At 34.5% G+C, this 8,321-nt stretch carries 9 protein-coding genes; 4 read left to right on the top strand and 5 right to left on the bottom strand.

Translation table 11 applies throughout. The features are described 5' to 3' along the window. Positions 1-1,167, bottom strand: a 1,167-nt coding sequence (locus tag GSY74_RS08010) for a lytic transglycosylase domain-containing protein (RefSeq protein WP_164664584.1), incomplete at its 3' end; no start/stop codon positions are given. Between the two features lie 109 nt (positions 1,168-1,276). Here GSY74_RS08010 and GSY74_RS08005 point away from each other — a divergent pair. Genes GSY74_RS08005 through GSY74_RS07990 form a run of 4 tightly spaced genes read left to right on the top strand, consistent with a single transcriptional unit; the run spans position 1,277 to position 4,228 of the window. Further along, positions 1,277-2,128 (top strand): metal ABC transporter solute-binding protein, Zn/Mn family, encoded by an 852-nt coding sequence (locus GSY74_RS08005; RefSeq protein WP_164664583.1) that lies wholly within the window; start codon positions 1,277-1,279, stop codon positions 2,126-2,128. A 3-nt stretch (positions 2,129-2,131) separates the two neighbouring features. Next, positions 2,132-2,872: a metal ABC transporter ATP-binding protein gene (locus GSY74_RS08000; RefSeq protein WP_164664582.1), complete on the top strand. Its 741-nt coding sequence runs from the start codon at positions 2,132-2,134 to the stop codon at positions 2,870-2,872. Further along, on the top strand, positions 2,866-3,672 hold the full coding sequence (locus GSY74_RS07995) for a metal ABC transporter permease (RefSeq protein WP_164664581.1): 807 nt from the start codon (positions 2,866-2,868) through the stop codon (positions 3,670-3,672). Before GSY74_RS08000 ends, GSY74_RS07995 begins: the two co-directional genes overlap by 7 nt. A 43-nt stretch (positions 3,673-3,715) precedes the next feature. After that, positions 3,716-4,228, top strand: a complete 513-nt coding sequence (locus tag GSY74_RS07990; RefSeq protein ID WP_164664580.1) for an outer membrane beta-barrel protein — start codon at positions 3,716-3,718, stop codon at positions 4,226-4,228. 154 nt (positions 4,229-4,382) lie between these two features. On the opposite strand, the gene galU is transcribed toward GSY74_RS07990, so the two are convergent. Genes galU through GSY74_RS07970 form a run of 4 tightly spaced genes read right to left on the bottom strand, consistent with a single transcriptional unit; the run spans position 4,383 to position 8,237 of the window. Continuing rightward, the gene (gene galU / locus GSY74_RS07985) at positions 4,383-5,210 is read right to left on the bottom strand and encodes a UTP--glucose-1-phosphate uridylyltransferase GalU (RefSeq protein WP_164664579.1); all 828 of its coding nucleotides are present in this window, start codon (positions 5,208-5,210) and stop codon (positions 4,383-4,385) included. Positions 5,211-5,222: 12 nt separating this feature from the next. After that, positions 5,223-6,434: a glucose-6-phosphate isomerase gene (locus tag GSY74_RS07980; protein WP_164664577.1), complete on the bottom strand. Its 1,212-nt coding sequence runs from the start codon at positions 6,432-6,434 to the stop codon at positions 5,223-5,225. 6 nt (positions 6,435-6,440) lie between these two features. Beyond that, the gene (locus GSY74_RS07975; protein WP_164664575.1) at positions 6,441-6,953 is read right to left on the bottom strand and encodes an alkylphosphonate utilization protein; all 513 of its coding nucleotides are present in this window, start codon (positions 6,951-6,953) and stop codon (positions 6,441-6,443) included. 18 nt (positions 6,954-6,971) lie between these two features. Next, positions 6,972-8,237, bottom strand: coding sequence for a glycosyltransferase family 4 protein (locus tag GSY74_RS07970; protein WP_164664574.1), 1,266 nt, complete (start codon positions 8,235-8,237; stop codon positions 6,972-6,974). Positions 8,238-8,321 lie beyond the last annotated feature (84 nt).

Raw genomic sequence — 8,321 nt, 5'->3', positions numbered from 1 at the left:
AAACATATGGTCTCTAGCTTGTGCATTTAACACACCTCCTTTTAGTACAGCATACTGATATGGCTCATAGAATTTAAGTTCATTTACATTATAACTTCTATTTAGAGACTCCATATCTTTTCTAAAATATGCTTTTCCTGTCATATATCTTGATATTTTAATTTTTGTGTTCATGTTGAGCATCTCATCCATTAGTCTCTTGTAGTTGTAATAGTATCTACAATCAGCAGAGTCTCTACCTACTCCATCTTGACACTTCTCTAGGCTACCTGATTTGTAAGCTATCACAGAGGCATCAAGTGTTTTTCCTACTCGGTGATAGTGAATAAACTTGTTTGCCAATTTTATTAGACTAGCTCTTGGGTTAAATGGATTATTTGGTTCACCATACATCATATAGTAGTGCATGGTCAACTGTAGTGGACCAAATGCTCCTGTAGTTGATGATGCAAAGATATTTCCTCTGGACTCCATATAAGTGATGATAACTAACAGTTTATATGCATCCATATATGGTATGCCTAGTTTTAGAGCTATCTGATTTGCTACAAACTCATAGTCAGTATCAAAAACAGCTATGTATCTTGCAAACTGCACATTGTCTCCTACTTTTCCTCTTTTGATACCAAATCTCTGTTCAGCTTTCTCTACTCTCTCACGGCTTAGTGCCATATCTCTACCACTTGCATCATGTGACCAGCGAATTAGTGGATAGAGGTAGCTAACATCATTGTGGATACCTCGTTTTTGCAACTCTGTGTAGAACCTGTTTTTTGCTACAGGGTAAGGAAAACCTTTCTGCTTTTGAAAACAGTGAAGCTCTCTATCTGTTATAGAGTTCTTATGTTTAGTAAAGTAGTTGTTATAAAACGAAAAAGTCTTAAAAAACTCTTTATCAGAGGCGATAGACATTGTAAACCATCTATTTTTATATTGAGCTTTTTTTAGACCTCTTGGGTATAGTACTGCGTCATAATATAGCTTTTCAGAATTTTTTAGATGTTTGTAGAAACTATTTTTACAATTATAATTGTTTATAAAGAATGTCTCTATATTTTTACTCTTTTGAATCTGACCTTGCCAAAATTTGCCACTCTGTGAACATGCTCCATAAATAAACTGGCTCAAAAGCAAAATAGACATTGGTAATAGTAGTAGTTTTCTCATAATAACCTCTCTTAAGTTTTTCAAACATATTATAACAAAACAAAATATTATATACAATTAAAAAGTTAAATATAAATTCAAATCTAATTAAAATATGCTAAAATTCCACATGAAAAAATCACTATTTATAATATTATCACTTTTTGTTACGCTTCCTGCTTTTGCAAAACTACGAGTTGTTGTCTCCATCCAACCCCAACTAGAGTTTGTCTCTAAGATAGGTGGGGAGAAGATAGAGACCTCTCTCATGGTGCTACCTGGCAACTCACCTCACACCTATGAACCAAAACCATCGCAGATGAGAGATATTGCTAAAGCTGATCTCTATCTTGCTATAGATGTTGAGTTTGAAAAAGTCTGGCTTAGTAAATTTAAAAATCAAAATAGAGAACTTATAGTTAAAAATATCGCAAAAGATATTAACAGAACAGCTATGCAGAGTCATCATCACCATGAGCATAAAGAGGAGATAGCTCTTGACCCACACATCTGGGTTGACCCCATAAATGTGAAGCAGATTGCTAGAAATATTTTTGAGGCACTAAGCACTATAGATGCCGATAATAGCAAATATTACAAAAACAACTTAGACTCATATCTAAAAGAGTTGGATTTGCTAGACAGGGAGATACGAACCATACTGGAGAAGAGTCCTAAAGAGACAACATTTATGGTTTTTCACCCTGCATGGGGCTACTTTGCTTCACGGTATAATCTAAAACAGTTAGCCATAGAAGTCGAGGGAAAAACACCTAAACCTAAACAACTTATCTCTATTATTAAAGAGGCTAAAAAAGAGAACATAAAAGCTATATTTACACAACCTGAATTTTCAGACCAAGTTGCTCGAACTATTGCAAACTCATTAGATATAGAAGTTATAAAAACCTCTCCATTGGCTAAAAATTGGGGAGAGAATCTTAAAAATCTAGCAGTTGCTATTGCAAAAGGGAATAGATAATTTATGCCTATTATTCAGATAAAAAATCTATCATTTGCCTATGATAAGCAGAAAATTTTAGAAGATATTAACCTAGATATTGAGGAGAACGATTTTCTAGCTATTATTGGACCTAATGGTGGAGGAAAATCAACCCTACTAAAACTCATTTTAGGAATAAACCCTGTTCAGCAAGGTAGTATCAAAACTTTTGGAGAAAAACCCCAAAAAAACCTCTCTAAAATCGGTTATGTACCACAAAATACAAATGTCAATACCGATTTTCCTATCAAAGTGATAGAGGTTGTACTGATGGGACATATAGGAACTAAACAGCCTCTATTTGGATATGCTAAAGAGGAGATATTGTGTGCTATGGGAGCTTTGGCACAAGTAGGTATGGAGGAGTTTGCTCAAAAAAAGATAGGTGACCTCTCTGGAGGACAGAGACAGAGAGTGATGATTGCTAGAGCGTTGTGTGCTCATCCTAAAATTCTCATTTTGGATGAGCCAACATCAAGTGTTGATATAGATGGACAGAAAAAAATATATAAGCTCCTAGAACTTTTGAACAAAACCATCACCATTATCGTAGTAAGTCATGATATATCGGTGGTTTTAGAGTATGCAAATAAAATCATACATATCAATAAACAGCTAATCTATCACCATTTAACAGATAAAGAGAAATCTAAACTAAATGATAATGGTCATTTTTGTGAAGTTGAACTCTTTAATATACTAAAAAAAGAGTCATTATGTTAGAAGCACTCTCTTATGAATTTATACAAAACGCACTCATCGCAGGTCTGCTGGTCTCAATGGCATCAGGTATTATTGGCTCTCTTATCGTTGTCAATCGAATGGTATTTTTAGCAGGTGGGATTGCTCACACTGCTTATGGGGGGATAGGTATAGCTGTCTTTTTTGGATTTCCTATATTTTTGGGAGCCTCTATTTTTGCCGTTTTTGCTGCTCTGATTATCGCATTTATCACCTTGAACCATCGCAATCGAATGGATACATTTATAGGGCTAATGTGGGCTGTAGGTATGGCTCTTGGAGTGGTGCTTATAGATTTGACCCCAGGGTACAATGTTGACCTGATGAGCTATCTCTTTGGCTCTATACTTGCGGTAAGTCATGAAGATATACTCTATATGGGTGGGCTTTTGGCTCTTATAGTCACGATTATGACCTTTTGGTATCGTGATATTTTAGCTGTCTCTTACGATAGTGAATACGCAGCACTTAGAGGAATCAATGTAAAGTTCTTCTATACTCTCATACTGGTTCTATCTGCTCTTACCGTTGTGGTAGCAATTAAAGTTGTTGGACTCATCTTGGTAATAGCCCTTCTAACAATCCCTGTATATGTTGCAGAGAAACTCTCCAATACACTCTATATGATGATGATACTCTCAGCCATCTTCTCTTCACTATTTACCCTATTGGGACTTTGGTTCTCCTACACATTCAATATCGCTTCTGGAGCCTCAATAATTCTAATATCGGCACTATCTCTCTTTATATTTTTACTTTATAACCGTTTAAGATTAAAGTAAAATGGTTATAATTCATAGATAATTAATTATAAAGGCTATATAGATGAGATTTTCTATAAAAACAGTGTTAATACTTTTTCTATTTAATTTAACGGCAGGTGCAGATATTCTTACAGACAAGATGTACTCATTTATTGGGGTACAGAGTTCATATACAGATTATGATAATGAGTCAGCACCTACAATTGGTTTTAAGTATGGTAAACAGACTGACACTTGGAGAACAGCTATCTCATATAACTATGCCCAAAATTCAGATGATAGATACCAGAGTCTTATAATGCAGATAGATGCAGGAGTTTTAACTGAACTATTTAGAGATATTCCTCTAAAACCATATCTTGGTTTCTCTTTTGGCGTTATGGAGCATAGAAATAGTGCAAATGCCCCCAGTAAAGATAGAGGTTATCTTTATGGTCTAAATGCAGGATTTAACTATGTGATAAACAACTCTTTTGATGTTGATTTTGGGTGTAGATATATGGATGGTGATAAGTTGGAGTATGTTGGGAGTAGAGGAGATATTACTCTATCTCTGCACTACTATTTTGAATAGACTGTTTTATAATGTTCATATTTTTTTGGAAACGGAGAGTTTACTCCCGAACAGCGGAGGCAGAGCCTTCCGATTCCAAGTTTCCCAAGTTATAATTCCTTAATTCAACGGCATTGGACTAAAGTCTCCGATTCCCAAAAGTTTTGCAAGAAGTCTAGTATGAACCCTTATAAAAATAGTTCGTAGCCTCAACAAACCCATCAATAGAGCCACAATCAAATCGTCTACCCTTAAACTTATAGGCAATAACTCTACCCTGCTTTGCCTGTTCTAAGAGTGCATCCGTTATCTGAATCTCTCCACCTTTACCAGGTTTAGTATCTCTAAGTATATTAAAAATATCAGGCGTTAATATATATCTACCAATAATAGCCATATTTGTTGGAGCATCTTTTGGCTCTGGTTTCTCTACCATATCAGTAACTCTATAAGTATCATTAGTATTATCTACCAAATCACCTGCTATCACTCCATATTTATGAGTTTGGTCTAAAGGAATCTCTTCAATCGCTACAATCGAACACTGATAACGGTCATAGACCTCCATCATCTGTTTTAATACACCATCATCACCATTTGAGCATAGGTCATCTGCAAGAACAACAGCAAAAGGTTCATCTCCAATAAGCGTCTCTCCTGTAAGAATCGCATGACCTAGACCTCTCATCTCAATCTGTCTCGTATAAGAGAATGTACATTGACCTATAAGAGAGCGAATTTCAGATAGCAAAGCCTCTTTTGAACCACCCTTTATCTGATGCTCTAGCTCATATGATATATCAAAATGGTCTTCTATAGCTCTTTTCCCACGACCTGTGACAATCGCCATTGTCCTAATCCCAGCCTCTACAGCCTCCTCTACACCATACTGAATAAGTGGTTTTGTCAAAATAGGCAACATCTCTTTGGGTGTTGCTTTTGTTGCAGGTAAAAATCTAGTCCCATAACCTGCTGCTGGAAATAGACATTTATTAATCTTCATATATTTTCCTCTTTAATTTAATTTTTTCTTTAAGATAATCTTCCCAGCCTCAACACCTGGTTGATTATATGTATCCACATCTATAAGTTCACCCACAAGTGAAGTGAGTAACTCATAATAGAAGATAAGTGAACCGATATTAAACTCATCTATCCTCGGAATGGTAATCGTATCAATAGGAACATCTCCCTCATTTTCAAGTGCTTCAACCACAGAATCACACTGTAGATTTATCAAAGTTGAAAAAGATATGCCATTTAGACAATCAAGTGACTCCAGATGAGGAAGCGTTATATTTGGCACCTCTATCTTATCTTGAAAATCTTCTACCTTTATAAAGGTTACCGATTTATCTCGTGTCCCTTCCATTATAAGTTGCAGAAATGAGTGTTGGTCTTTGGGACCAATAAGCCCAATTGGAGTAAGTCCAACATTAAAAGCACTATGCCTCTGCCTCTTTCCTAGACTCTCCCCCCATAGTTGAACATACCATTCACAAAAATATTTTAGTGATTCTGTGTAGGCAAATAGACAATTAATATGGTATTTAGCATGATTTGTTGCATAGAACGATGCCTTTTTCAAAATGGTATCTTTTATGTAACCATTTTTGAAGAAGCTATTTTTTATCTTCAATGCACCTTTTAGAAGATTTTTAATATTTATACCACATAGTGCCAAAGGAGCTAACCCAACAACAGATAAAACTGAAAATCTACCACCCACACCAGTAGGCAGATATAGTGTTGCTGAACCTATCTCATCAGCATATCTATCAAGAGGAGAACCTCTATCTGTAATAAAAGTATAAGATTTAGGACTACTCTGTAGTGAATAGATATATTTGTAAACAGCAAAAGTCTCTATGGTTGTTCCAGATTTTGAGATAATAAAAAAGTGCGTTCTATTTAAGTCAATCTTATCTAGTGTTGAATGAATATTAACAGGGTCAGTACTTTCAAAGAAATAGAGCTTTTTTTCTAACTCTCCAATAGGTTTTATAAACTCATAGATAGCCTTTGCTCCCAATGAACTTCCACCAATACCAATAATAGCAACACTATCTATATTGTCAGAGATAGTCTCTGTATAATCTAATATCGGTTGAATATCCTGTTCAGGGAGCATGTAGTAGCCTATTTTTTCTTGCTCTTTTGTAATGGACTCAAATGCACTATCTCTATTTTTATAATTTATACACTCAAAAGATAATCTATTCTTCATATTAGACTACAGCTTTTTCAAGAATTTTGTCAAGATAAAAATCTTAGTCCCATTCACTCGACCCTGAATATGAGTTGGGTCATCCTGAACCATCTGAATATTTTTAACAGTAGTCCCCTGTTTTGCTGTAAATCCTGCTCCTTTAACTACTAAATCCTTGATAACAGAGACAGAATCTCCCTCTTCCAAAATAGTACCATTACTATCTCTAACTAACTCTACATTTTTATCTTTTATCCCCTGTTTTGCCCACGCTTCAACTTCAGGCTCCATATACATCATATCTAGCTGGTCTTGTGAACCCAACATTGTTAATATTCGATATGCCATAACCTGAACAGCAGGTTCACTGCTCCACATACTCTCACTAAGACAGTGCCAATGGGTTAGATTCCTGTTTGGCTCATGAATTGAAGAGGCACAAGTTGAACAGATAACAATCGACTCACTCTTTGGTGCTACCTCATAATCTCTCAACTCCTCTGGGGAACTGCAAAGCTCACATATATCTTTACTCATAATTTACCTTTAAAAAAATTAGGTGTATTTTAGCAGAGATTCTACTCTATTAGCCTTACTACTTCTTAATTTTATCTTTTCTAAACTATATAATATATCTAACATTTTTTTGGCTAATTTTTTTCTATTATATGCAGAAGCTAATACCATACACCCTTTTTTTAAAGAGTTATATAATTTAGTATCGTTTTTTAAAAGATATATTTTTTCAATAAAATCCTCTTCGTTTTCAGGCTCATAACATACTCCTGCACCATATCTCTTTATGATTTTTTGTGCCTCTCCTTCAACACCCAACAGCGTTGGTTTCTGCATAGCAGATGCTTCAAATATCTTAGAGGGGATAACGCTTTTAAATGTATCAGATTTCTTTAGAGGTGCTAAAGAGACATCAACAATAGATAGATATTTGGGAACAAGCTCTTTTTTAATAGAATCAAGAAAAGTAATATTTCTTAAATTTAACTCTTCTGCTAACTTAACTATTTTATCTTTAACAGCACCATTACCAATAAATAGAAAATGTATAGAGTCATCATCTATTTTAGATATACTCTTAATTATAAAATCTAAACTATGTGCCATACCGTGCGTACCGATATAGCCTATTATAAACTTATCTTCTAAATTCAACTCTTTTATAAGTTCTTGGTTTTTATTTTTGATATTAAACAGCTCTATATTTGAACCATTTGTAACAACGGATATCTTATCCCCATCAACTCCTCTAGCTATAAGATTTTTTTTAAAAGCATCAGTTACAGCGACTACTCTATCTGCATCCCTATATAACGCCAATTCAATTTTTTCCAAAATATTAAGAGTCATGCTATGTTTTATAGCCCCTACACTCTGTATAGACTCAGGCCATATATCACGAAGTTCAAATATCCAAGGCTTCCGTTTTATTTTGCTCAATCCCCAAGCAGCCCATGTGGTAAAAAATTGTGGAGATGTAGCAACAATAATATCTGATTTTTGAAATAATCCAACCCAAAATGACATAAAAGAGAAAGAGAAATAATCAAGTACTCTCTTAAATAAACCGATATTTGAAGTCATATAACTCCAAACTCTAATCACATCTACACCATCTATATGCTCTTTTTGATATAGTCTGTTTTTATAACCTTTATAAATTTTTCCATCTGGAAAATTTGGAAAACATGTGATTATGGTAACCTCTGCTCCACTCTTTATCCACTCTTGGCAGTGTTCATAGGTTCTAGTCGCTGGTGCATTTACCTCTGGAGGAAAATTATCTGTTATAAACAATATTTTCATTATTAACCCCTAATATTAAATTAACTTATTCATAGATAATTTACAACTTCTTCTATTGTTCTTATATCTAATGCTTCAATTTTT

It is taken from the genome of Sulfurovum sp. bin170 (assembly GCF_010892395.1).
Lineage (GTDB): Bacteria > Campylobacterota > Campylobacteria > Campylobacterales > Sulfurovaceae > UBA1140.
Note: the sequence above shows the minus strand (reverse complement) of the source record. Positions and strands in the feature narration are given on the sequence as shown.

What these genes read in the sequence shown, in the direction of transcription:
- GSY74_RS07980 (WP_164664577.1), bottom strand. Translation starts at nt 6,434, where the DNA reads ATGAAGAATAGATTATCTTTTGAGTGTATAAATTATAAAAATAGAGAT.
- GSY74_RS07995 (WP_164664581.1), top strand. Translation starts at nt 2,866, where the DNA reads ATGTTAGAAGCACTCTCTTATGAATTTATACAAAACGCACTCATCGCA.
- GSY74_RS08000 (WP_164664582.1), top strand. Translation starts at nt 2,132, where the DNA reads ATGCCTATTATTCAGATAAAAAATCTATCATTTGCCTATGATAAGCAG.
- GSY74_RS08005 (WP_164664583.1), top strand. Translation starts at nt 1,277, where the DNA reads ATGAAAAAATCACTATTTATAATATTATCACTTTTTGTTACGCTTCCT.
- GSY74_RS07975 (WP_164664575.1), bottom strand. Translation starts at nt 6,953, where the DNA reads ATGAGTAAAGATATATGTGAGCTTTGCAGTTCCCCAGAGGAGTTGAGA.
- GSY74_RS07970 (WP_164664574.1), bottom strand. Translation starts at nt 8,237, where the DNA reads ATGAAAATATTGTTTATAACAGATAATTTTCCTCCAGAGGTAAATGCA.
- galU (WP_164664579.1), bottom strand. Translation starts at nt 5,210, where the DNA reads ATGAAGATTAATAAATGTCTATTTCCAGCAGCAGGTTATGGGACTAGA.
- GSY74_RS07990 (WP_164664580.1), top strand. Translation starts at nt 3,716, where the DNA reads ATGAGATTTTCTATAAAAACAGTGTTAATACTTTTTCTATTTAATTTA.